Source organism: Saprospira grandis DSM 2844 (genome assembly GCF_000275825.1).
GTDB lineage: Bacteria > Bacteroidota > Bacteroidia > Chitinophagales > Saprospiraceae > Saprospira > Saprospira grandis_A.
This window is the reverse complement of record NZ_JH719942.1, coordinates 3,212,934-3,235,693: the sequence shown is the minus strand read 5'-3', so window position 1 is coordinate 3,235,693 and position 22,760 is coordinate 3,212,934. Positions and strand designations below refer to the sequence as shown.

At 49.0% G+C, this 22,760-nt stretch carries 21 protein-coding genes; 5 read left to right on the top strand and 16 right to left on the bottom strand.

All coding sequences use genetic code 11. The features are described from left to right. Positions 1-171 precede the first annotated feature (171 nt). The 9 genes from SAPGRDRAFT_RS14645 to SAPGRDRAFT_RS14595 all read right to left on the bottom strand — a co-directional run bounded on the left by SAPGRDRAFT_RS14645 (position 172) and on the right by SAPGRDRAFT_RS14595 (position 9,187). Positions 172-1,389, bottom strand: a complete 1,218-nt coding sequence (locus SAPGRDRAFT_RS14645) for an RsmB/NOP family class I SAM-dependent RNA methyltransferase (RefSeq protein ID WP_002660025.1) — start codon at positions 1,387-1,389, stop codon at positions 172-174. Positions 1,390-1,563: 174 nt separating this feature from the next. Then, positions 1,564-3,000: a 23S rRNA (uracil(1939)-C(5))-methyltransferase RlmD gene (gene rlmD, locus SAPGRDRAFT_RS14640; RefSeq protein WP_002660024.1), complete on the bottom strand. Its 1,437-nt coding sequence runs from the start codon at positions 2,998-3,000 to the stop codon at positions 1,564-1,566. Between the two features lie 225 nt (positions 3,001-3,225). Further along, complete coding sequence (locus tag SAPGRDRAFT_RS14635; RefSeq protein ID WP_002660023.1) at positions 3,226-3,759, bottom strand: GNAT family N-acetyltransferase; 534 nt, start codon at positions 3,757-3,759, stop codon at positions 3,226-3,228. A 3-nt stretch (positions 3,760-3,762) separates the two neighbouring features. Then, a complete protein-coding gene (lpxB, locus tag SAPGRDRAFT_RS14630; protein WP_002660022.1) occupies positions 3,763-4,884 on the bottom strand; it encodes a lipid-A-disaccharide synthase in 1,122 nt (373 codons plus the stop codon). Positions 4,885-4,931: 47 nt separating this feature from the next. Next, positions 4,932-5,372: a MarR family winged helix-turn-helix transcriptional regulator gene (locus SAPGRDRAFT_RS14625; RefSeq protein ID WP_002660021.1), complete on the bottom strand. Its 441-nt coding sequence runs from the start codon at positions 5,370-5,372 to the stop codon at positions 4,932-4,934. Between the two features lie 72 nt (positions 5,373-5,444). Beyond that, complete coding sequence (locus tag SAPGRDRAFT_RS14620) at positions 5,445-5,858, bottom strand: organic hydroperoxide resistance protein (RefSeq protein ID WP_002660020.1); 414 nt, start codon at positions 5,856-5,858, stop codon at positions 5,445-5,447. Between the two features lie 763 nt (positions 5,859-6,621). Beyond that, positions 6,622-7,104, bottom strand: a complete 483-nt coding sequence (locus tag SAPGRDRAFT_RS14605) for an FKBP-type peptidyl-prolyl cis-trans isomerase (RefSeq protein ID WP_002660018.1) — start codon at positions 7,102-7,104, stop codon at positions 6,622-6,624. Further along, positions 7,067-7,879, bottom strand: coding sequence for a hypothetical protein (locus tag SAPGRDRAFT_RS14600; RefSeq protein ID WP_002660017.1), 813 nt, complete (start codon positions 7,877-7,879; stop codon positions 7,067-7,069). The genes SAPGRDRAFT_RS14605 and SAPGRDRAFT_RS14600 overlap by 38 nt, the downstream gene beginning before the upstream one ends. A 12-nt stretch (positions 7,880-7,891) precedes the next feature. Next, positions 7,892-9,187: an adenosine deaminase family protein gene (locus SAPGRDRAFT_RS14595; protein WP_002660016.1), complete on the bottom strand. Its 1,296-nt coding sequence runs from the start codon at positions 9,185-9,187 to the stop codon at positions 7,892-7,894. Positions 9,188-9,609: 422 nt separating this feature from the next. Here SAPGRDRAFT_RS14595 and SAPGRDRAFT_RS14590 point away from each other — a divergent pair, with 422 nt between their 5' ends. Next, a complete protein-coding gene (locus SAPGRDRAFT_RS14590) occupies positions 9,610-10,128 on the top strand; it encodes an acyl-CoA thioesterase (RefSeq protein WP_002660015.1) in 519 nt (172 codons plus the stop codon). Positions 10,129-10,500: 372 nt separating this feature from the next. Here SAPGRDRAFT_RS14590 and lptE read toward each other — a convergent pair whose 3' ends face one another. Continuing rightward, on the bottom strand, positions 10,501-11,001 hold the full coding sequence (gene lptE, locus SAPGRDRAFT_RS14585; RefSeq protein ID WP_002660014.1) for an LPS assembly lipoprotein LptE: 501 nt from the start codon (positions 10,999-11,001) through the stop codon (positions 10,501-10,503). A 99-nt stretch (positions 11,002-11,100) separates the two neighbouring features. On the opposite strand from lptE, the gene SAPGRDRAFT_RS14580 reads away from it, so the two are divergent. Further along, on the top strand, positions 11,101-12,546 hold the full coding sequence (locus tag SAPGRDRAFT_RS14580) for an NADP-dependent isocitrate dehydrogenase (RefSeq protein ID WP_002660013.1): 1,446 nt from the start codon (positions 11,101-11,103) through the stop codon (positions 12,544-12,546). Positions 12,547-12,625: 79 nt separating this feature from the next. On the opposite strand, the gene SAPGRDRAFT_RS14575 is transcribed toward SAPGRDRAFT_RS14580, so the two are convergent. The 5 genes from SAPGRDRAFT_RS14575 to SAPGRDRAFT_RS14550 form a co-directional block, all read right to left on the bottom strand. Further along, entirely contained in the window at positions 12,626-13,609 is a 984-nt protein-coding gene (locus SAPGRDRAFT_RS14575) for a cytochrome-c peroxidase (protein WP_002660012.1), read from the bottom strand. 217 nt (positions 13,610-13,826) lie between these two features. After that, positions 13,827-14,501, bottom strand: coding sequence for a class I SAM-dependent methyltransferase (locus SAPGRDRAFT_RS14570; protein WP_002660011.1), 675 nt, complete (start codon positions 14,499-14,501; stop codon positions 13,827-13,829). A 210-nt stretch (positions 14,502-14,711) separates the two neighbouring features. Next, entirely contained in the window at positions 14,712-15,635 is a 924-nt protein-coding gene (locus SAPGRDRAFT_RS14565; protein ID WP_002660010.1) for a cation diffusion facilitator family transporter, read from the bottom strand. A gap of 10 nt (positions 15,636-15,645) precedes the next feature. After that, positions 15,646-17,511, bottom strand: a complete 1,866-nt coding sequence (mnmG, locus tag SAPGRDRAFT_RS14560; RefSeq protein WP_002660009.1) for a tRNA uridine-5-carboxymethylaminomethyl(34) synthesis enzyme MnmG — start codon at positions 17,509-17,511, stop codon at positions 15,646-15,648. Between the two features lie 227 nt (positions 17,512-17,738). Then, positions 17,739-19,088, bottom strand: coding sequence for a hypothetical protein (locus tag SAPGRDRAFT_RS14550; RefSeq protein WP_002660008.1), 1,350 nt, complete (start codon positions 19,086-19,088; stop codon positions 17,739-17,741). A 92-nt stretch (positions 19,089-19,180) separates the two neighbouring features. Between SAPGRDRAFT_RS14550 and SAPGRDRAFT_RS14545 the strand changes: the two genes are divergently transcribed. The 3 genes from SAPGRDRAFT_RS14545 (at position 19,181) to SAPGRDRAFT_RS14530 (ending at position 22,119) form a co-directional block, all read left to right on the top strand. After that, entirely contained in the window at positions 19,181-20,308 is a 1,128-nt protein-coding gene (locus SAPGRDRAFT_RS14545; protein ID WP_002660007.1) for a glycosyltransferase family 4 protein, read from the top strand. Positions 20,309-20,380: 72 nt separating this feature from the next. Then, positions 20,381-21,112 (top strand): MlaE family ABC transporter permease, encoded by a 732-nt coding sequence (locus SAPGRDRAFT_RS14540; RefSeq protein ID WP_002660006.1) that lies wholly within the window; start codon positions 20,381-20,383, stop codon positions 21,110-21,112. A gap of 239 nt (positions 21,113-21,351) precedes the next feature. Then, positions 21,352-22,119: an ABC transporter ATP-binding protein gene (locus SAPGRDRAFT_RS14530; RefSeq protein ID WP_002660005.1), complete on the top strand. Its 768-nt coding sequence runs from the start codon at positions 21,352-21,354 to the stop codon at positions 22,117-22,119. Between the two features lie 439 nt (positions 22,120-22,558). Here the strand turns inward: SAPGRDRAFT_RS14530 and SAPGRDRAFT_RS14525 are convergent, their stop codons facing one another. After that, positions 22,559-22,753 carry a hypothetical protein gene (locus SAPGRDRAFT_RS14525; protein ID WP_156001942.1) on the bottom strand — a complete coding sequence of 65 codons (195 nt, stop codon included), beginning with the start codon at positions 22,751-22,753 and terminating at the stop codon, positions 22,559-22,561. Positions 22,754-22,760: the final 7 nt, after the last annotated feature.

Genomic DNA, 22,760 nt, shown 5'->3' with positions numbered 1-22,760 from the left:
GATTTCGCTCTTTATGCAAAGTATATTTGGCCCAATGGGGATTGAGCAAATATATATAAGTTATTCAACTTTTTTCGGACCTTATCAGCGCCTTAAGGGTTTTTAGTTTTTCCTTAAAAGCGCCCTAAAATAATGAAGTTGACCGAAAAACATCTTTTATCGCTTCAGAAATCAGCCTTTACGGGCCAATAGCGCCATATAAAAGCCATCTTCTGGCCCACGATCTGGCCCTAAATGCTGCTCTTTGAGCAATTCGAACTCTTGGCCGTCCTTGCTTTGCAAAAACCGCTGTACCTGCCACTCATTTTCTGAAGGCAGAATGCTACAGGTGGCATAGAGCAACTGCCCGCCAGGCTTACACAAAAGCGAATATTCTCTTAAAATATGCGCCTGAGTAGCCTGTATTTCTTCCAAAAACGCTGGCTTGATGATCCATTTTGTCTGTGGGTTTCGACGCAATACCCCCAAACCCGAACAAGGTACATCCAAAACCAAATAATCGGCCATGTTGTAGTAGGCTGGCGAAAAACGCCCCGAGGCAGGAATTTTCTCCGTTTTAATGATGCTTACTCCCGCTCTTTTGGCCCGCTTGCGCAGCTCTTTGAGCTTATACTCAGAGAGGTCCATAGACAATATTTCTCCCCGATTTTTCATCAAAGCAGCTAGGTGCAAACTCTTTCCACCCGCCCCAGCACAAGCATCTACCAAATAACGGCCCGCCTGCGGCTTGAGAAAATGAGCCAGCTGCTGAGAGGCATAATCCTGCACCTCAAACCAACCTGCTTCATAAGATTTTAAATGGGTAAATTTTCGATTTTGGCCCAAGACCAAAGCCTCCCGATCACCCAAAAGCTCTACAGGCAAGCCTTCTTTGCGCAAACGATGCAAGACCTTTTGCCGAGGCGCTTTAAGGCTATTGCTTCGCAAAACTACATCGGCAGAACTATTGAGGGCAGGCAATAATTTGGCCCAGCGCTCCTCTCCCACTTCCTGCAGGGCACGCTCCTCCAACCAATCCGGAATAGACTCCCGAATCGCTCGATTTTCTACCGCCAAGCGATGCCGACGCCAGATTTCTAGGCTATCCAATCCCTGCATTTCTGGCCAATCTTCTGGCGGCTGATGCCCTTGCAACAACCAAGCAGTTTTTAGCATCAACCACCAATCGGCTTCCGTTTCTGGTGGCCGCTCCAAGGCAACCTCATAATACAAACGATACCAGCGGATGAGCTCATAAATTTGCTCGGCCACAAAACGGCGGTCGCGGCTGCCCCATTTCTTATTGCTCCGCAAAAGCTGCTGTATGCTGCGGTGTGCATGGGCTCCCTCTTGCAAAATGGCGCGGGCAGTTTGCCAAATTGGGGGAATCAAGTTCTTATAAAATCGCAAGATTTTTCTATTTTTTGGGGCCTCCTGCCTACGGCAGGCGCTACGTTTCGGGGCTCGCTATTCGCTCGGCCCTTCGCCAGCAAGCTGGCTCGGTCTGGCCTTTGGCCACCCCTCCACATCGCTAGGCCAATAGCAGGCGGGCAAAGCCCACCTGCTATTTCCCAGACGCCTGGGCTATTTTTTTAGGTATAAAATGACCGATTCAATATGGCTAGTATGCGGAAACTGGTCCACCAAACTGAGTTTTGCCGCCTCATAACCTGCTTCTCTTAGGACCAAGCTATCGCGAGCTTGTGTGGCTGGGTTACAAGAAATGTAAACGATAGCAGGCGCCTCCAATTCAATTACTCTTTTGAGGGCCTTGGGTACAATTCCCCCACGAGGCGGATCCAAAACAATGACCCCAATCTTTTGCTTAAACTGCGGATATTCCCAAAGGAATTTGCGCACATCGGCCGCATAAAACTCAATGCCTTCAATATTGTTGCGGGCCGCATTTTTGGCCGCATCCTCAATGGCTTCAGGGACAATATCTACCCCAATAATTTTTTGAATTTTGGGGCTGCGGCTCAAAAGCTGAGCAATGGTTCCCGTTCCACAAAAGAGGTCCATGACCCAAAGGTCATTTTGGCCCAATTTGGCTATAGCTTCTTCAGCATAAGCAATGGCTCTTTGGTAGAGCAGCTCTGCGCAGGCGGGATTCGTCTGGAAAAAGCTCTGCATAGAAATCTCAAAAGAGAGACCCAATAATTCTTCTACCACCTTGGGTTCGCCATAAAGTAGCTTTTGGTTTTCGGGCAATTGCTTAACGGCATCGCCCACCTCATCATTGAGGCTATGCAAAACGCCAGCTAGGCGGTCTTCGCCCAAAATATCTTTGAGCAGGGCCACAAAAGCGGTCTGGTCAAATTGGTCCAAGCCCTTAGAGGTGGTCACCAAATTAAACAAAAGCGCATCTTGAGCAAATGATTTGCGGACCACCAAAAAGCGGAAAAAGCCTTCGCTTTTGGCGGGGTCCCAAGCGGGAAGGCCTGTTTTTTCGCAAAACTCACGAATGCGGAGCAGCTGCGACTCCAGCTGCTCATCAAAGAGGCCAGAATCTGCATCTAGGTTTTCTACGGCCCACCATTGGCCTCTTCTTTTGAAGCCCAGAGCAAAATCCCAACTTTCTTCTTCGGTCCCTAGCTCAGAGCGGAGGCTAGAAAAAGAATATTCCATTTTGTTGCGGTAGTGCCAGCTTTTTGGAGAGGCAATATAGCCCTCAAAAACCTCTTCTACATTTTCCCATTCGCCTAGGCGCTTAAACATCTCTAGGGTAGATTGTTCTTTGGCCGTTCTTTGCTTTTCTATGGGCCAGGCGGCAAAAGGAGCGCCTGGAATCCGTTGGTAAGGCAATTCTGTTTCTTCGGCTGCGGGCTGCAACACCTTAACGAGCTTGGCCTCGGCAAAGCGCTTTTTCTTTTTGGTGATGCGGGCCGCTACTTTTTGGCCCGGAATACTATTGTTTACAAAGACAATAAACTCCCCATTTTCGGTAGGGAGTTTAGCAATGCCTTTGCCGCCAAAGGCCATATCTACGATATCTAATTCTAAGGTGGTTCCTTTTTTCAATTTAGCTGTTTTTATGATGAAGCGAAGGTACTTTTGGATCTAGAAGGGCCGCAGGCCTAGCGATCTGCAGGGGTGGCCGAAGGCCAGACCGAGCCAGCTTGCTGGCTAAGGGCCGAGCAGAGCTGCGAGCGCCGAAACGACAACAAGGCCTTTAGGCCGCAGTTCGACGACCGAAGGGAGTAACCGCCGACAAGCGCAGCGAGGCGGAGGCCCCAAATCCTTATCTTACTGCTCGTCTTCTGTTGTTTCTTCGGTAGTGGGGGCTTCTAATTGAGGAGCTTGGGCCTCTACCAGAAACTCCTCTTTCATGCGTTTAACCATCAGGTGGTGGGCCTGATCTTGAATCATTTTATCTTTGCCTTGTTGCTTATAGCCTAATTTTTCATAGAAGGCCTTAGCGGCGGTATGCGTGAGCAGACTGAGGTGGTTCCAGCCTGCAAAAAGGGCCACTCTTTCCAGTTGAGAGAGCATAAATCGGCCAAGGCCTTGGCCCTGATATTCGGGAGCGATCACGATTTGCTGCAATTCGGCTTTTTCGTTGCGTTTGCCCGCCTCCGTTTCGATTTCGGGTTTGAGGATCACGCCGCCCAGGAGTTCATGCTCTTCAGAAAAGAGGGCATAATGCAAAAGCTCGGCCTCCGCGGCCCAGTCCTCTAGTTCAAAAGTCATTTTTAGGGGGTCAATTAGGGCCTCTTTGCGGAGGGCCACCAAATCGTCATAATTTGGGGAGGCAAATTCAATTTGTGCTAAGTACATCATATCTTAATTTTTTGGAGGCGCCAGAAACTTCAAAATGCCTTGGGCCACCCGCTGAGGAGCGCCAGCTTGGCCAAGTTTATTGCGCAGCGCCTTATATTCTTGGGCTATACGTTGACGGTTTTCGTCCTCAAAAAGTTGTTGGAGTTCTGCTTTTAGGCGTTGAGGATTCAACTCATTTTGGATCAATTCGGGCACCAACTCCTTTTGCATAATCAAATTGACCAGCGAAATATAAGGAACCTTAATAATTTGCTTAGCAATCCAATAAAAAATTGGGTGCGTTTTATAGCAAACCAACTGCGGGAGCTCGAAAAGGGCGGCCTCTAAAGTGGCCGTGCCCGAGGTAACCAGGGCCGCTTGACTATGCGCCATCAGGTCGTAGGTTTTGTTTTGGACAAAAGTGACTTGAGGAAAAGGGGCCAAGAAATTGCGGTAAAATTCGGGATCTAAGCTCGGGGCGCCCGCCACTACAAATTGGACCTTTGGAAAATTTGGCAAAACCGTTAGCATCAAGGAGAGAATAGAGCGAATTTCTTGTTTTCGGCTACCGGGCAAAAGCGCAATAATGGGTTGTTCTGCGCTTAAATTATTTTGGGCCAGAAAATCGGGATTAGGCCGGTGTTTATCCACCACCTCAATCAGCGGATGGCCTACATAATGCACCTTCATGCCCCTTTGGCGGTAAAATTCCTCCTCAAAAGGCAAAATCACATACATTTCGTCTACATATTGCTTGATCTTCTCGACACGGCTAGCGCGGCTGGCCCAAACCTGAGGCGAAATATAGTACACTACCTTTAGTCCTTGGCTTTTGGCCCATTTGGCCATGCGCAGATTAAAGCCCGAATAATCAATGAGAATGAGTACATCTGGCTGAAAGTCGAGAATATTCTTTTTGCAATCGGCAAAGTTCTGGAAAATCTTAAAAATCTTGAGCAAAACCTCCACGGGGCCCATAATGGCTAGCTCCCGAATGTGTTTGTCTAGCTTGGCCCCTTGGGCCTGCATAAGATCGCCGCCCCAAGCGCGAAACTGGGCTTGTGGATCTAGGGCGTTGAGGGCCGAAAGCAAAAAGCTAGCGTGTAGGTCGCCAGAAGCTTCTCCGGCAATGCAGTAATATTTCAAGAAAATAGAGTTTTGCTGATGGGCGCAAAGATAAACAACTTATCGAACTAGCTCAATTGTTCGATCAGCAACTCTAGGCCTTTTTTGAGTTCTTGCAGGTCTTCTAACTGCAATTCGCTTTTTTCTAGGCCCGCAATCAATTGAGTAGGCACTTTTTGGCCCTCCTCTTTAAGTGCTTGGCCTTTGTCTGTCAGGTAAATGCGCCATACCCGCTCATCTTGAGGATCTTTTTGGCGTTGGAGCCAGCCCTCTTTTTCCATCCGCTTCATCAAGGGCGTAATGGTGTTGCTATTGAGCAAAAGGCGCTCTCGCAAATCCTTCATGCTGCGGCCATCTTCCTCCCAAAGAAGCAAAAAGACCAAATATTGCGGATAACTAATGCCCAAAGGGGCCAACAAAGGCTGATAGGCCCGAATAATCAGGCGCGAAGCCGCATAAACGGGAAAGCAAAACTGCTGATCGAGGCGTAAAGGTATTTTTTTGTCCATAGACACAAATTTAAACAAAAAAAGAGAGGACCAAAGATAGCCCTCTCCCTAGAAAGAATTAAAATTCTTGCCCTAATCTGCTAGGCTAATGCTGCAATCTACATTCCCTCGAATGGCTCTAGAATAGGGACAAACGGCATGGGCCGCCTCTAAAAGGGCCTGAGCTTGGGCCTTTTCTACGCCCTCAATTTTGGCCTCAATGGCCACTTTGAGGTCAAAACCGCCCTCCTGATTTTTCATCAAACCCACTTCCGTTCTAATTTCAGAAGTAATTTTGAGCTTTTGAGTTCGGGCTACCAAATTGAGCGCACTATCAAAACAAGCCGCATAACCGGCCGCAAATAATTGCTCGGGATTCGTGTGCTCGTCATCGGCCCCACCCAATGCCTTGGGCATGCGTACCGATACGCTCAAAACGCCATCTTCTGTGGCTACTTCTCCATTTCGGCCACCTTTGGCCTTGGCTGCTGTGCTGTAAATAAGCATAATTATCTTGGTTTTTGGTGATTTTTAATATCGCTTGCGATACAAATATAGCTCAGGTTTTTATATCGCAGGCGACATTTATGTGTTTTAAGTTTTTAGTAACGTTTTGGGGCTGCCCTGGCCTTTGGCCAGGTCGGGCTGTTTACTTCGTCGAACTGGCGCCCCTTTGGGGCTGGTTGTCGCAGCTCGCAGGTCTGCTCGGCCCTGCGCGGGCTTCGCCCGCTGGGTCTGGCCTTCGGCCACTGCTGTCCATCCCTCAGCCAGGCGGCTGCGCCGCCTCTAGACGCAGAACGCCCGCTGCTTGGGGCAGCGGGCGCTTTTGGACCAAATCAGCAGTCCATATAAAACTACTAATCAGCACATTCTATCTTGCAATTGCAACGTCCTATATAATAGCTGGAATAGCTATAATCAGTAAATCCATTTTCACATGTTTTGGCCACTTCACGACATTTCTTGCGATTGTAGTTGTCTACAACTAGATGATTAGCCATAATAAAAACAGCTACACATAGGACAGCAAGCATTATTTTTTGATAAAAGATAGGGATAAACTTCATTATTATTTGTTCAAAGGGCAAGCTTCAGGCTGGCCGAAGGCCAGCCCTAGGCGGCGAAGCCGCCGCAGGCTGAGGGATGGAAAGTGGGGCGGCGCAGCCGCAGACCCAGCCGCCTTCGGCGGCGCAGGGCCGAGCGAACAGCGAGCCACGACAGAGCCCGACCCGGCCAAAGGCCGGGGCAGCCCCAAAAAAATAATCCGAAATTAGAAATGCACATGCACCTCTTCTAGAGAGAGCTCAAAAGAGAGGATACTATGTCCGGGAATATCTGGAGCTAAGCCCTGCTCGCCATAAGCCAGACGAGAGGGCAAAATAAATACAGCTTGGCTACCCACATACATCTTTTGGCTAGCGAGCTGAAAGCCGGGGATGGTCCCAGAAAGGGGCAGCATATCGGCAGAGCTGCTATCAAAGCTATTGTAGAAAGTGGCCCCTTGCCAGATTTGGCCCTTATAGCGCAGTTCTAGCGTAGAAGAAATATCGGGCTGGTCTTTAAGGCTATCTGGTTCTTGCAAAAAGTAGAGGAAATAGCCCGCTTCGGGATCTTCATAATAGTCGATTCCCGCCTGTTCTAAATAGCTTCTGATTTCGTTCCGTTCATTGATCCAGCGTTCTTCGCTGGCCTTTTCGCAGGCGGCAAAAAGCAGGCTACTGATCAACAAAGTGATCCCTAATATTTTGTTCATGATCATCTTCTTTATACAATTGGAAAATCTTTTCCAAGACAACATAGTTTACCACCAGGCTGACAGGAATAGAAACTAGCAGGCCCACGAAAAGCAGCAAAGCGCCTAGAATATTGATGCCAATAATGAGGAAAAACAGCCCGATAAAGGTCAAGAAATTTTTCTGGACCAATTTGCGGCTAGCCTCTAGCGACTCCCAGATACCAAAATCTGTTATGACTAAAATTACCTGCCCTAGGGTATAAGAAAAGCTCAGGTAGAGCGTCCCCAAAAGGCCCACAATCAAAAGGCCAATGCTCAGGCCGCTCAGCTGGGGCATGTAAAACTCCCCGTCTTGAGCGAGCTCCTGCATATATTCAAACTCTGCGATAATGTTATCTTGAAAAAAGAGGCTGGCTATAGCGGGTAAGAGCGGCAAATAGGCCAAAATCGTTAGCAAAAACTGATAGCCGATCAGCTTGCCAGCCTTTTTATGGCCATCCATAAAGAGATTGAAGGAAAAAGGCTGGCCTCTTCGGATGGCCTGGGCTGCATAAAAATAGCCCGGCAACCAAAGGGCCGAAAAAAAGAGGGAAACTAGATTGTCTAGACCGGGAGAAATAGTGCCGGCCAGACTAGACGCGCTGCCACTAACAATAAGGTATATAATCAAAAAGCCAATAAACTCCCCCATTTTGGCTTTAACGGTTTCATAGGCTTGGCTGAGGGCCTCGGTGGGAGAAAAATCATAGCCTTTTTCTAAGGCCTGATTCAATCGATCTTCAAAGTTGATCATTTATAGTCAGTTTTAGTGGTTAATGGGGTTAATTTTACGGCTTTCAAAAGACAAGAACGCCTTTTTTAGTTCCTGTTCTAAATTTTCTTTTTCTTTCTCTGGCAAAAAGCTATATCGAATACTATTAAAAGAGAGTTGTTTAAAGTCTTCATAGCTCAACTGGCTATTTTGGGCCAAAAGGCAATACTCCTGACTCAGGCTAGTGGCCAAAAGGGCGGGATCATCGCTAGCGAGCACAATAGGTACAGCTGCAGCCAAATAAGTAGAAAACGGATGCTGACTTAAGGGGAGCTCTAATATAAAGGCATTGCTGCTCAGCAGTAGCTCTAAGGGAATATCTTGCTCTTTCATCATTTGCAAACAAGCGGCTGCATCGCTTTCTAGAGGCAAGCCCACGCCATGCCCAATTCGCTGCGCCCCAAGATGGATCGCTTGCTCAATGGGGTTTTGGTAAGGGCGGCCCGCCAAAATATCGGGCCGAAGCTCTCCAGCATGTAGGGCCAAAGAAACGCTTGGAAATAATTGTTTAAGGTATCGAAGCGCCTGCATTTGGCCCTCAAATTCTGCCTGAGAGAGTTCGGCATGTTCTGGCCCGACCAAATTGACGCCCAGCACCCAACTTGATTCTTGGGCGAGCTGAAAAGCCAGATAAAGCTGGGCAAAAACCATGGGCAAGGGGTAGGTCCGTACCGCATACCATTGTAGGCCAAGCTGAGCCTTGGGCCCTTCTAAGGCCTGATAATCGGCTTGCCAGCCCGCTATTTCGGCCAATACGTCTTGGGTTAAGTCTTCTATTCCGTAGTTGATCAGGCTTTGGGTCCAGCCCTCAAAATTGGCGGGCTGGCTGCTCCAGCCTTGGGTCCAGCTCCAGAGTTCTTGCCGGGCAGCAGGGGCCTCGATGAGGGTTTCGACATAAAGGATGTTTTCTGCAGCGGCCCGCTGGGCAATTTGGCCCAACCAATAGCCTTCTTGGCCCTGAAAGATGGGGGCGATTTTCGCAAAGAAGTTGAAAAATTGCTGGGCATGCCCTTCCTTGCTGGCCCCTTTTACCGACCAGTGGGCCAGCATTTCGCTTTTATTGTAGCTATAGAGGGGCAAAAAACCAGGCTGGGCCTTAGCCGACAGCTGCCCCTCTGCATTGGCCCAAAAGCGCCCTCCTTTGGACCAGATGGCCTCGGGCAAGAGTGCCCCCAAAGCATGATGATGAATGTCCCCTCCTTTTGGAAAGGCCTCGAAAAAAGCCGCTAAGGCCTTGGCCGAAGAGCGAATACTGGCAAAATACTGAGCCGTTTTGGAGCAAGTAGACATCTTTGTTCTTATTGTTTTAACCCTAGCTTAAGTTCATTTTGGCCCAAAATAATGAAAAAGCGTTTACCTTTGCCCCATATTTGGATCCAAAGCAGGATTTTCTTGCGGCGAAGCCGCCGTAGGCAAAGGCCAAATGAAAGCCCTGCCATTTTTATCAAAGGATGGCCGAGAAGTTAATTTTATGAGGGTTTCCACCCTCATTCATCAATCATTGCGAAGCAATACCATGCTTGCTGTAGGTTTCAACCTACAGTAAAAAGGGCCGAAGGCCCGCCGGCCTAGGGACTGATAAGGGGGGCCGAAGGCCAGACCCAGGCGCTTTAGCGCCGCAGGGCCGAGCAGACCTGCGAGCCCTGACAAGGCCCGCAGCAGCTTGCTGCTGAGGCCCCAAAATAGTATTTCAAAACACTTTAGATTATAGCATGAAAGCAAAAAAAGTAGCCGACTCGAAAACGGTCATGACCGAAATGATTATGCCCAACGACACCAACCCCATTCACAACCTGATGGGCGGCAACCTAATGCGATGGATGGATGTCTCTGCTGGTATTTGTGCTGGCCGACATTGCGAGAGCTATGTGGTTACTGTGGCGGTGGACCATGTGTCTTTCCAAAAACCTATTCCCCTTGGCGATGTGATTACCCTACAATGTAGCGTGACTCGCGCTTTTTCTACCTCCGTAGAGGTCTATGTCGAGGTCTTTTCAGCCGATATTAAAGGCGGGAATATGCGCCGCTGCAATGATGCCTATTTCACTTTTGTGGCCGTAGATGATGAGCGCAAACGCCCTCGGGCGGTCCCGCAGGTGCTCCCCCTAACCGCAGAGCAAGAAAAGCGCTATGAGGAGGCCCTTCGCCGCCGAGAAATGCGCTTGCTGTTGGCCGGCAGAATTAAGCCCGAAGAAGCCACCCAACTTCGCCAATTCCTTTTTGAAGATTAACCGATGAACAGCTGCTTTTTGAGTGGCTGTTTTTTTTGGGGCTGCCCACTCGCTTCGCTCGGGTCGGGCTGTGCGGGGGCTCGCTGTTCGCTCGGCCCATCGCTTTTTTTCGCTTTGCTCAAAAAAGCTCGGTCTGGCCTTCGGCCACCCCCTAGCATCCCTCAGCCAGATTTAAGTGCGCTGATTTGGCCATAGTTTGCTATGAATTTTCTGCTAGGCTAGCTATTTTTTAAGGGCATAGCCTTCGCTATAGCCGAGAAAAATAGGGCCGACTAGCCGGAAATTGCTGCAAACTATAAAAGCGAGTGCGTTTAAATCTGGCTATGGCCTGCGGCCCTTCGGGCCTGCAAAACCGTTTATTGGACCAATAATTTACCAGTTCCCAAAGGCCTTATTAAAGACATCCTCAATAATTTGCTCGTAGATTTCCTCTATCAGATCTGTTTCTACAGTAGAAATATCCACATCTGCCGAAAAATCGGAAAAGCGGCTAAAGCTCTGCTCCCAATTTTTAGCCTTATCTGTATTGTCTCTAAAGGCAATATTGAGCTTAATCGTTAGCCGCTGCAAACTCACCGTAGCCTCTGGCTGAGGGGCAATAGGGCTCACCTCATAGTTCGTTACAGCCCCCGAAAACTGAACATCTCCCTTATTGGGGCTAAAACTTAGGCGGGTGTCATTCATGACCCGCTCCTTAATTTGCTCAGAAAACTGCTGCCCCAAAGTAGGGGGTGCATTGCCCGCTGTAGTTTCAAATTGCTGGACCGAAAAGGTCTTTACCTCCTGACTGATATCCCAATCATTAAAACGGATGGTGCAATTGCTCACAAAAACTAAAGATAAAACGGATAAGAGCGCCCAAAACCTTGGCATATTATGAATTTTAAACTAAATTGCGAAATCTATATATAGAGCAAGATAACCCAATTTACTATTGGATAATTACTTCACACAAAAATAAGAAAAACCTGCATGAAAAAGATCGCAGTGGCTTACGGAGACGGTATTGGACCGGAAATTATGGAGGCCGTACTCAAAATCATGAAAGCAGCTGGTGCTGAATTGGAATATGAAACCGTCAAAATTGGTAAAGAGGTTTATCTCTCTGGCCAAGAATCTGGCATTGATCCCTCTGCTTGGGATACTTTCCGCGAGACTGGCGTTTTCCTCAAAAGCCCCATTACCACCCCTCAAGGAGGGGGCTACAAAAGCCTAAACGTAACCATTCGCAAAACCTTGGGCCTCTTTGCCAATGTGCGCCCCGTAAAGGCCTATACGCCTTATGTGCACAGCCACTTCCCGACAATGGACGTTGTGGTGGTCCGCGAAAATGAAGAGGATCTTTATGCAGGTATTGAGCACCGCCAAACTTCTGAGGTCTTCCAATGCCTTAAGTTGCTGTCTCGCCCCGGTAGTGAGGCCATCATCCGCTACGCTTTTGAGTATGCCAAAGCCAATGGCCGCAAGAAAGTAACTTGTATGTCTAAGGATAACATCATGAAGATGAGCGACGGTATGTTCCACCAAATCTTTAATGAAGTGGCCAAGGAATATCCCGAAATCGAAGCCGAACACTGGATCATTGATATTGGATCTGCCCTTTTGGCCGACCAGCCCGAACGTTTTGATGTGGTGGTTACCCTGAACCTCTATGGCGATATCATTTCTGATATTACTGCTCAGGTAGCAGGTTCTGTTGGACTTGGCGGTTCTTCTAATGTAGGCGAAACTTTTGCCATGTTTGAGGCCATCCACGGTTCTGCTCCCGATATTGCAGGCAAAGACATTGCTAACCCCTCTGGTTTGCTCAATGGCGCTTGCATGATGTTGGTCCACCTTGGCCAAGCTGAAGTAGCCGCAAAAATCCAAAACGCCCTTATGGTCACCCTAGAAGATGGAATCCATACTGGCGATATTTATACCGAGGGCAGCAGTAAGCAAAAAGTAGGCACCCAAGCCTTTGCCAATGCCGTGATTGAGCGCCTTGGCCGTATCCCTAGCCAACTCAAAGAGGTGAGCTATGACCCCAATGCCAAAGCCGTTCAGGCTAAGCGCCCCAAAGTGAGCCGTGTAAATAAAGAATTGGTAGGTATCGATGTATTTTTGGAGTGGGCCGGCGAAAACGGCGAGCGCAACCCCAATGTTTTGGGCCAAAAACTCGAAGCCTTAGCCCAAAATGGTCTCCGCCTCAAAGCCGTGACCAACCGCGGCCAAAAGGTCTACCCCAACGGTCGCCCAGAAACTTTCTGTACCGACCACTGGCCTTGCCGCTTCATCAGCCAAGAGGGTGCCGCTAGCTACGAAAGCGTTTTGGGCCTCCTCCAACGCCTACATGCCGAAGGTTTTGATGTAGTGAAAACAGAAAACCTCTACAACTTTGATGGTGAGCGCGCTTACTCGCTCTCTCAAGGAGAATAATTAAGCGACCTCCGCTAAACCAAAAAGGGCCAAGCAATTGCTTGGCCCTTTTTTTATGCTCTTCTAGAAACCGCAGCTCCTACTCCTCTTTTCTAGCTAAAAGATGCTCAAATTGAGGGGCAGTCAAACTGCGCATAAAGGCTTCTAAATCATCTATTTCTTGCTCCGTTAGGCCCAAAGGCGCTCTCAATAAGGTGTCTCGACCAATAGCGTGCGGACGAAAAGCATTGGGCGTATTGTAATACTCTATCACTTCTCGCAAGCTCTTAAAGCTTCCATCATGCATATAGGGAGCCGTCACGGCAACATTGCGCAAACCTGGCACCTTAAATTTACCCAAATCATTGCTGTCTTTGGTCTCCGAAAAACGACCCACATCATTAAATGCCTGCCCATTGTAGGTCCCAATATTCTTAAACTCATCCCCCGTCATGTCTGGACCAAAATGGCAGTCAAAGCACTTTCCCTTTACATTAAAGATCTCTATGCCTCGCATAGCAGATGCCGAAATCGCCGAGCTGTCCCCATCCGCAAATTGGTCGTAGGCAGAACCCGTCTCTAAGCTTTCTTCATAAGCCGCAATCGCCAAGCCCAAGTTCTCTTTGGTCAATCCTTCTTCTGGATAAAGTGCCGCAAAAGCAGCCGAATAATATTCATCTGCCATTAAACGCGCAATGGCGGAGTCTATGGGCAGATTCATCTCTACAGGGTTCTCTATGGGCCCAAGCGCCTGCTCGGCCAAAGTTGCCGCTCGCCCATCCCAGAAAAAGACATCTCGAGATAGCATGTTCATGGACGAAGGGGTGTTCCGATCGCCTAAAGCTCCACCAACGCCCTTACTTAAAGCCGAGGTATCGGCAAAGGCGTATTCTGGCAAATGACAAGAGGCACAACTAATGGTTTGGTCCAATGACAAAATGCTGTCAAAGAATAAACGCTCCCCCAATTCTACCGCATCGCTAGGCAAAGCAGACGTTAAAGGAAGGGGCTGTATTTCTTCAGCCTTGGGGAGAAAGAAAAATAGACTGCTCAATATGATGGCAGTAAAGCTCATTATTTTCATATCATCGGTGATTTTCTAGTACAAAGATAAGCCAACTACCTAAGCTTTTAGCTGACAAAGATGACCTATCTATTTCACTATTCAATACAAAAATAAGGCTAAAAGAGCAGAGCAAAAAATCTAAGGCTACCTTTAGAATTGGTCTTAAACCAATGCTCGCTAAAATCCTCAAAAAAGGCCCTTAGTAAGATGTACTAAGGGCCTTTTAGGCAGCTCATTAAGCTTGTAGATAAAGCGCGCCCGCCTCTACATAGGCCAGATATTGCGCATAAGAAGGGAAGGAAGGCGAGGGTTGAAATTCTTCCTCGCTCTTTACTGTCGTTCTCCGAATTCGGCTGGCTTTGGCATTGGGGAAGCCCACTTTTTTCAAAGCCGCTAGCCATTCTGCTTCCGACCAAATGACCATGGCGGTCGGTAGGTTCTTGGCCCAAACATGAGAAGCTTCATTCTCAGCAAAAAACTCAATCATGATGGCCAAACGCCCCTCCGCTTTCAAGACTCTGCGGATTTCAGCCAATCCCTGATGGGGATCCTCCAAATAATATAAGGCTTCTACCGAAAGGACATGACTAAAGCAATTATCGGCCCAAGGCAAAGCCTCTATGCTACCTACTTGCAAGTCGGCTGTGGGTACATTTTTTTTGGCCTCGGCAATCATTTTGTCCGATACATCTAATCCAGCCAAGGCCTTGGCGCCCCAATGCTGCACCAAAGACAAAGCCCGACCATTACCGCAACCGAGGTCCAAAACAGCCTCTACTTCCCCCCAGTTCCAGTCGGTTTTTAAGGGCTGCAATAAGGGGTCGTGCCCCAAGGCCATGCGCTCGCCTCTTTCGGTGCCCGCCCAGCTATTAAATAAGGTATTGACTTTCTGATGCTGTTCCGTTTTCATTTTTCGCTATTTTGCTGTTTGTTCTATAATTATTTTGGGGCCTCAGCAGCAAGCTGCTGCGCTATGTTTCGCAGCTCGCAGGTCTGCTCGGCCCTGCGGCCTGACGGCCTGGGTCTGCGGCTGCGCCGCACTGCTCCACAGCGCTAGGCCTGGCGGCTTGCAGCCGCTAGTGGCCTTCGCCCCTTCGGGGCTCAGCTGTAGAAATGGCCATCAACAGTCGGCCAGGCTACAAGGGCTCCCCTCTAGCTCAAAGGCAAGAGTTACATGAGAGAGGCCCTTTTCTTTTAGACCCGCTTCTAGTTTGGCCTTTATGGGCAGAAGGTCCGCCAGCTGCTGATGAGCTTTGTCTACCACCAAATGCACCGAAAAAATATGCGACTGCCCGTCCATGGTCCATAAATGCAAATCATGTAGGTCCAAAATGGCAGGCTCGGCCAATAAAAAGGCCTTGATTTCATCTGTATCGATATTGGCCGGGGTGGCTTGCAGGAAAATCTCAAAGGTTTGGCCCAAAGTCTTGGATACATTATATAAGATATAAAGGGCCAAAACAATAGACATCAGCGGATCTAGCCAATACCACTCAAAAAAGTAAATCCCCAAAGAGCCTATAAATACAATCAGCCAGCCCATCACATCCTCTAAGAGGTGAAGACGAACAGCTTTGGCATTTAGCGAATCACTCCCCTTTAGACTAAAGACGGCCCAACCATTAACGAGCATGCCCAAAATGGCAAAGCCCAACATGCCCAAACCGTTGCTAGGTTCTGGGGCCATAAAGCGAGCAATAGCGGCCCAAAGAATACCCAAAGAACCCAAAACCAAAATAGAAGCCGTAATCAAGGCCCCTAAAACAGAATAGCGTTTGTGGCCAAAGCTATACTTCTTGGTTCGCCCCTTATCGGCATAGCGCTCTAGCCCCCAAGCAATGCCTAGCGCTAGACTATCGCCAAAGTCGTGCAAAGCATCGGATAAAATAGCGACGCTATTGGTCCAAAAACCACCAAATAGCTCCAAAATGGCAAAACTGAAGTTAATCAGAAATGCACGGCCCATGTTTTCACTATCCCCATGGTGATGATGATGATGATGGTGCCCATGGCCACAACCGCCATGATGATGATGCTCAGACATAGATAATCTTTTATCGGCCCATATACACCAAAAGAATAGAGATATCACTAGCCGAAACCCCACTAATGCGGCTGGCTTGACCAATGCTGCCCGGACGAATCTGGCTTAGTTTCTCTTGCCCTTCTGCCGATAGGCCCTGAATCGCATGATAATTAAAGTTTTCGGGCAGACGAACCGACTCTAGGCGGTTCATTTTTCCTACCTGTTCTTCTTCTTTCTTAATGTAACCCGCATATTTGGCCTTAATCTCACTATACTCCACAAATTCCTTGGGATATTGGTCCAAAACGGCCTTGAGCTCTGGCAAATGCTCGGCCAAGGCCTCTGCATTGACTTTGGGGCGGAGCAAGACCTTCATGAGCTTAACGGGCTGGCGCAAAGGAGCAGAGCCCAAGCTACCCAAATAGCCATTGATGGCCTCTGGACGCACACTATAGCTTTTCATAAATTTACTTATGTCTCGCTCGGCAGCTTCTTTGGCTCGAACTCTTTGCATCCGCTCTTCTACATCCATACCCAAGGCTTGGGCTATGGGCGTAAGGCGAATATCTGCATTATCTTGGCGAAGCAAGATGCGGTATTCGGCCCGAGAAGTAAACATCCGATAAGGTTCGTTGGTCCCTTTGTTAATCAAATCATCAATCAAAACGCCAATGTAGGCATCTGAGCGTTTGAGGACAAAAGGCTCTTCTTCACGGACCTTTCGGATGGCGTTGATCCCGGCCATTAGGCCCTGACAAGCGGCCTCCTCATAACCCGTGGTACCGTTAATTTGGCCCGCAAAGTAAAGCCCATCCACTAGACGAGTTTCTAGGGTTTGCTTTAGCTGCGTAGGCTGGAAGAAATCATATTCGATAGCATAGCCAGGACGGAACATCTTGGCCTGCTCAAAACCGGGGATGAGGCGCATAGCCTTAAACTGTACATCTTCGGGCAAAGAGCTAGAAAAGCCATTGAGGTAAATCTCGGCGGTGTTCCAGCCTTCGGGCTCTACAAAGAGCTGATGTCGATCTCTTTCTGAGAAGCGGTCAATTTTGTCCTCAATAGAGGGGCAATAGCGGGGGCCTAGGCCCTGAATCCGCCCATTGAACATAGGCGAGCGGCTAAAGCCTTCTTTGAGGCATTCATGGACCTTCTTATTGGTGTAGCCAATATGACAGGGGCGTTGTTCTTTGAGCTCTGGCGTATCGGTATAAGAGAATTTCCCTGCGGGTTGGTCGCCTTCTTGAACCTCTAGGGCCGACCAATTGATGCTACGCGCATCAATGCGGGGCGGGGTACCCGTTTTCATGCGGCTGGCCTCAAAGCCAAGCCCGACCAATTGCTCGGTAATGCCCTTAGCGGCTCTTTCGCCAGCACGGCCACCGCCCATTTGCTTTTCTCCGATATGGATAAGCCCGTTGAGGAAGGTCCCATTAGTGAGGATAACGGTTTTGGCGGGAATTTCTAGGCCCAAAGAAGTGCGGATACCCACTGCTTTTTTATCCTTAACGACAATTCCGGTGACCATTTCCTGCCAGAAGTCGATATTGGGATGTGCTTCTAGCATCAGCCGCCATTTTTCGGCAAAGCGCATACGATCGCTTTGGGCGCGGGGGCTCCACATGGCGGGTCCTTTTGATCGGTTGAGTAGGCGGAACTGGATCATAGTATGGTCCGTCACAATGCCTGAATAGCCGTTGAGGGCGTCGATTTCTCGAACGATTTGCCCTTTGGCTACTCCTCCCATAGCGGGATTACAAGACATTTTGGCGATGGTTTCCATATTCATGGTGGCCAACATGACTTTGGCCCCTAGGTTGGCGGCAGCTACAGCGGCTTCGCAGCCTGCATGGCCGGCACCAACAACAACGACATCATAAGTATCAAAAATCATAAGTTAGTTTCTTCTTTTAGTTTGGGCGGGCTCCTTTTGGCGTCCTACAGGCGGCGAAGCCGCCGCAGGCCTAGCTGCCTGTAAGGGTGGCCGAAGGCCAGACCGAAGCGCGCAGCGCTGAAGGGCCGAGCAGACCTGCGAGCCCTGCAAGGGAGCGGCCGCCGCAGGCGGCAGGCCCCAAATTAACCACAAAGATACTCAAGAAGTTTGAGTTAGTTGAGAATGCTCTATTTCTTTTTATAGGAGAGCAGGATAACGAGGGCCGAAAAGTAGAAAGGCAGGGCGGGAATTTTGTAGCGGGCCAGGGCGCCAAAGTTCATGGAGGTAAAGCCCACTGCAAAGGCAAAAATGATGGCAAAGATGAGGCAAAACAGGACCGTAGGGTCTTTGAATAGGGCCTTTAGGGTGTTGAGTACCCCTACACGGAAGAAGACATAGAGGGTAAAAAAGAGCGTAAAAAGGGCCTCGGCGGCAGAGGGGAGCACAATGACTTTTCGGGCCTCCCAGGGGTAGGGCCGGAAGAGGCTCACATTGACGGCGGCGGGAAAGGTTTTGAGCATGCCCATTAGGGTTGGTTCTATCATACCCAGGCTATAGCCCGTTCCTCCGTCGCGCTCGGTACTGACGGACAGCCACCATTGGGTACGGGCCACCTCGACCATCATATTTTCTAGGGCAAATTTTTCTGATATCTTGCCCAATTGCATGAGAGCTATGGCGCCAAAGGCGGTTCCAAAAACAAGGAGAATGGGCCCCATCAGCATCCGAAGCGTCTTATTTTCGATCTTATCCTTATATAAAAGGGTAATCCAGACTAGAGAGGCGGGCATCAGGGCCAGGGCAATATAAGCCTTAATCACGGCGGCATAATACAGGCCAATAATCAGGGCAAAAATGGGTAAAATATAGCCTCGGCTTCGTTTATAGACTAAAAAATAGAGCCCATAAACAAACATCCCTAGGCCCGCTAGAGAGAGGGGGTCCTTCATTACGCCCGTTCCCCAAAAGCAGAGCGAGGGCACATAAAGCACGGCAATAGCTAGGGGAAGGTGTAGCTTGGGATAGATATCGGTAAAGACTCGGTAGAGCATCCAATTGCCCAAAAAGGCTAGAGTAGTGATGCCGAAAGAGGTGCCGATAAAAGAACCAAAACTAAAGAGGCTAAAAAAGCCGCCTGTACGGATGACTGCTGCGGCAGAATTTTGGCGAAAAAGCAAATGGTAGGTCAGGGCATCTTTGGCTTCTCCCGAATAATTATCATAGTTCGAGACAATCATTTCTAGGCCCGTAATAGGCGATCTAAAAAAGGCATTAAAGATATCGACCACCCCTTGATAATAATAAAAAGTATCGCCATAGCCATAATAATACTGATACATCAGGGCCGTTAGGAAGGCCCCTGCAAGGCGGAACCAAAGTGCGGGTAAAAAGTATCGGCGGACGATAGGGTCTTTGTATCGCCAATTTCGGAATGCCCAGAATATTCCCGTGTAGATCAGGATAAAGAAAGGCAGCAGCAAAAAGTCGATAGTAGTCAGAATAGGGACTAATCCTAGGCAGGCGGTGGGTAAGGGCATTTGGCTAAAGCCTTAATAAAATTCGAGAAAAGTAATAGAAAGTCTGTACTTTGCGTCCAGTTTTCTGGACAGACAAATTTAAGTAAAAAAGCATGGCGAAGCAGGCAAATGCAAAAAAAATAGGGATCGTCCTCAATACGGCCTGGAACATTGTAAACTTTCGTTTGGGGCTCATCAAGCAATTGATTGCCGATGGGCATGAGGTGGTGGCTATTGCCCCAGCCGATGAATATGTCCCTCAGATAGAGGCCTTAGGAGCTCGTTTTCTGGCTTTAAATCAATTAGAGCGCAAGGGCAGCAACCCTTTAAGAGAGATGAAGCTCTGTCGAGAACTCTACAAAGTATTTAAGCAGGAGCGGCTTGATTTGGTGTTGCTCTATACCATCAAGCCCAATATATACGGGGCTTTGGCGGCAAAATGGGCAGGCATTCCGAGCATTTGTACCGTAACGGGTTTGGGCTATACCTTTTTGCATGACAATATGGTCAGCAAATTGGCCCAACGATTATATAAGTATGCCTTTAAAAGGGCCAGTTGGGTAGCTTTTCAGAACCGCGATGATCGGCAGCTTTTTATTGATCGGGGCTTAGTGGCCCAAGAAAAGAGCTTGCTTATTCCGGGTTCGGGCATCAACACCCAAGTTTTTGCCCCAGTAGCGGGGCGGGAAGAACCTGCGGTCTTTACTTTTTTGTTTGTGGGGCGTTTGCTCAAGGACAAGGGGGTCAATGAGTTGTTGGAGGCCGCTCGGCAGTTGCAGCAGGCCCAGGCCGAGGCACAAATTTGGGTAGTGGGGGCTATGGACCGGGATAATCCCGCCTGTATTTCTGCCGAGACCTTGGCGCAGGCCCAGGCCTTGGGCAATTTGCAATATTTTGGCCGCTCCGATAAGGTCAAAGACTTTATTGGGCGGGCCGATGTGGTGGTCCTCCCCTCCTACCGAGAAGGTCTGCCCCGAGTCATGCTCGAGGCCCTAGCCATGGGCAAGGCCGTCCTCACCACCGAGGTAGCGGGCTGCAGAGAAACCGTAGAAGAGGGCCAAAATGGCTTTATGGTGCCCGCCAAAGATGCCAATGCCTTGGCCAAGGCCATGCTAAAGATGTACAAACTGCCCCAAGCGGCTTTAGAAAAGATGGGCGCCAAGGGTCGAGAAATGGCCCTAGAACATTTTGATGAACAGATCATTATACAGCATTACAAACAGCTCATTAAGGAGCTCTAAGGACAAAAAAAGGGCAAAAGCGGACTAGACGACAAAAAATAATAGTAGCTTTGCTAAAAATTATTACGCAATATGTTTTACCATCTTGGTCGCTATTTCATGCTCATGAAGAGTATGTTTGGCAAGCCCGAACGGTTTTCTATGTACTGGAAAGCCACCGCTCGGCAGATGAATGATATCGGTGTGGGCTCGCTCGTCATTGTAGGGCTGGTCTCTATTTTTATTGGGGCAGTTACAGCCGTTCAATTTGCCTATCAGTTGCAGGCCTCTTCTATTCCGCCCTATTATGTGGGCTATATCGTTCGCGATATTATGATTATTGAGTTGGCGCCTACTTTTTCTTGTTTGGCTTTGGCCGGTAAAGTGGGGTCCAATATTGCCGCTGAAATTGGCGGGATGCGCCAAAAGGAGCAAATTGATGCCTTAGAAGTGATGGGCGTTGATACGGCGGCTTATTTGATTGCGCCAAAAATCATTGCGGCCATTGTGGTCATCCCGATGTTGGTCATTCTTTCCGCTTTTATGGGCATGATGGGGGGCTATTTGGCCTGCGTTATTGGCAAATTGGTCACTGTTGCCGACTTCATGCAGGGGCTTCGCTCTTTCTTTATTCCTTACAATGTCTTCATGATGGAGGTCAAGGCCTTTGTCTTTGCCTTTTTGCTTACTTCTATCTCTTGCTACCAAGGCTATTTCGTTAAGGGCGGCAGCATTGAGTTGGGCAAGGCGAGCACCTCGGCGGTAGTCATTAGCAATATCATGATTTTATTGGCCGATTATGTCATTGCCCTTTTGATGACCTAATGCATCTAGCTCCTTCTTTTTTTATTTTTTGGGGCCTCCGCAGCGCCTAAAGGCGCTGCGGCGCTAGGTTGTCGGGGCTCGCAAGTCTGCTCGGCCCTGCAGGCAGGCAAAGCCTGCCTTTGGTCTGGCCCTTTGGGCCACCCCTTCACAGCGCTAGGCCGCTCATCCATCGTCTTTGCGCTGGGCTTTTCGGCTTCGGCCCCCCAGATTTTCCTCTTTACCATTAGTCCAATTCCGCTATGATTCGCGTAGAAAATATTAAGAAACAGTTTGGTCAGCAAGAAGTCCTCAAAGGGATTACTACCGTTTTTGAAGAGGGCAAAACCAACCTCATTATTGGAAAAAGTGGGGCGGGTAAAACCGTAATGCTCAAAATATTGGTGGGGCTCTTGCAACCTACTTCTGGCCATATTTGGTATGGCAATACCAACTTTACTCAGCTGAGCAATAAACAACGTAAAGCCATTCGGACCGAAATGGGGATGCTTTTTCAGGGCTCGGCCCTTTTTGACTCTATGACGGTGGAGCAAAATGTCCGTTTCCCCTTAGATATGTTTACCCGATTGACGGCCAAGGAAAAAAGTATCCGAGTAGATGAGACCCTAGAAAGGGTAGAACTAGGCGGGGCCAACAATAAGTATCCCTCAGAGATTAGTGGGGGGATGCAAAAACGGGTAGGGATTGCCCGGGCCATTATCCTTAAGCCCAAGTATCTCTTTTGTGATGAGCCTAACTCGGGCCTAGATCCCACTACTTCTATGCGCATTGATGAACTGATTCATCAGATTACGGTAGAAAACCAAATGACTACGGTGATTAACACCCACGATATGAACTCGGTTATGGAGATTGGCGATAAGATCAACCTCCTCTATTTTGGCGAGTTGGCCTGGGTGGGCAATTGCGGCGAGGTTATGAACAGCGATAATGAACTCTTGCAGGACTTTATTTTTGCTTCGCCTTTCTTGCAACGCCTTCGAGATTCGGCCCTAAAGAATGGTCATTAGACCTTATACTGTATATATAGTAAATGCTGCCCTTTATGGATAAGGGGCAGCATTTTTTGTTTTTAAGGGATGAGCCCCGGAGGGGCGAATGCTATGTGGGGCGCTTTGGCCTGTTAGGGCCAAAGGAGCCCCGCCCCCAGGCGGGGGCGGTGGATCTGGGGGGATCTGGCTTGAAATGAAATATATTGAGGGCTAATATAGGTGAAGAGTGGGGAGGGAGAGGCTACCGCCAGCCGCCGGCCGGGCGCGCTTGGCGCGAGCCTGCGAAGCTTGAAGGCGCGAAGCGGCTTGTAGCTGAGCAGTTGGGCGGATTGGCCTAGGGGCCTGAAAGGGTGCCGCGAAGCGGCAGACCAAGGGCGAAATAAAATGAGCCCGCAGGGCCGAGCAGGCCTGCGAGCCCTGCAAGGGCCCGGCCGCCGAAGGCGGCAGGCCCCAAAACCTACTGTTTAATCAGCTTTTGGGTGGCGTAGGGTGTTTGTAAAAAATATTGGCCTGCGGCTAAGGATTGGAGATTTAGGCGATAGCGATTGCCCTTTGCCCCCTCTTCAATGAGTTCGTAGGAAAGAGGAAGCTCTTGCCCCATCAGGTTAAAAAGGCGATAATAGCGGTTGGTTGGCAACGGGGATTGGACCAAGCCCCAT